The sequence below is a fragment of the Mesorhizobium sp. M7A.F.Ca.CA.004.04.2.1 genome, from assembly GCF_004022825.1.
GTDB lineage: Bacteria > Pseudomonadota > Alphaproteobacteria > Rhizobiales > Rhizobiaceae > Mesorhizobium.
On the sequence record NZ_RZPH01001274.1, the window covers coordinates 1 to 1,453 of the forward strand.

The 1,453-nt window shown below is 63.4% G+C and carries 1 protein-coding gene; it reads right to left on the reverse strand.

The annotated features are described in order from the left end of the window. The coding region (uvrB, locus tag EN893_RS33785; RefSeq protein ID WP_128362167.1) for an excinuclease ABC subunit UvrB at positions 1-1,453 on the reverse strand (1,453 nt) is incomplete at both ends.

Genomic DNA, 1,453 nt, shown 5'->3' on the forward strand with positions numbered 1-1,453 from the left:
CCTGGTCGGCATAGAGGATGACCTTGCCGTCGACGTTTCTGGCGGCGCGGCCGATGGTCTGGATCAGCGAGGTTTCCGAGCGCAGGAAACCTTCCTTGTCGGCGTCGAGAATGGCGACGAAGCCGCATTCGGGAATGTCGAGGCCTTCGCGCAGCAGGTTGATGCCGACCAGCACGTCGAAGGCGCCGAGGCGCAGATCGCGCAGGATCTCGATGCGCTCCAGCGTGTCGATGTCGGAGTGCATGTAGCGCACGCGGATGCCTTGTTCATGCAGATATTCGGTCAAATCCTCGGCCATGCGCTTGGTCAGCACCGTCACCAGCGTGCGGTAGCCGGCCTTGGTGGTGTCACGGATTTCGCCGACGACATCGTCGACCTGGGTCTTGGCCGGGCGGACCTCGACCGGCGGATCGATCAGGCCGGTCGGGCGGATGACCTGCTCGGCGAAGACGCCGCCGGCCTGCTCCATTTCCCAGCCGCCGGGGGTCGCCGAGACGGCGACCGAAAGCGGACGCATGGCATCCCATTCCTCGAAGCGCAGCGGCCGGTTGTCCATGCAGGACGGCAGACGGAAGCCGTATTCGGCCAGTGTCGCCTTGCGGCGAAAGGCGCCGCGATACATGCCGCCGATCTGCGGCACGGTGACATGGCTTTCATCGATGAAGACCAGCGCGTTGTCGGGAATGTACTCGAACAGCGTCGGCGGCGGATCACCCGGCTGGCGGCCGGTGAGATAGCGCGAATAGTTCTCGATGCCGGCGCAGGAGCCGGTGGCTTCCAGCATCTCGAGGTCGAAGCGGCAGCGCTGTTCCAGCCGCTGCGCCTCAAGCAGGCGGCCGGCCCGCTCGAGTTCGACCAGCCGGTGCTTGAGCTCTTCCTTGATCGACTTGATCGCCTGGTTCAGCGTCGGGCGCGGCGTCACATAGTGCGAATTGGCGTAGATCTTGACGCTTTTCAGCTCGCCGGTCTTCTGGCCGGTGAGCGGGTCGAACTCGGTGATCTGCTCGATCTCGTCGCCGAACATCGAGATGCGCCAGGCGCGGTCTTCCAGGTGGGCCGGGAAGATCTCGATCGTGTCGCCGCGCACGCGGAACGAGCCGCGAACGAAATTGATGTCCTGGCGCTTGTACTGCTGGGCGACGAGATCGGCGAGCAGCGCGCGCTGGTCGAGCCGATCGCCGATCTGCATCTGGAAGGTCATCGCCGTATAGGTTTCGACCGAGCCGATACCGTAGATGCAGGACACCGAGGCGACGATGATGACGTCGTCGCGCTCGAGCAGCGAACGCGTCGCCGAATGGCGCATGCGGTCGATCTGCTCGTTGATCGAAGATTCCTTCTCGATGAAGGTGTCGGTGCGCGGGACGTAGGCTTCCGGCTGGTAATAGTCGTAGTAGGAGACGAAATACTCGACGGCGTTTTCCGGGAAGAATTTCTTGAACTCGGAATAGAG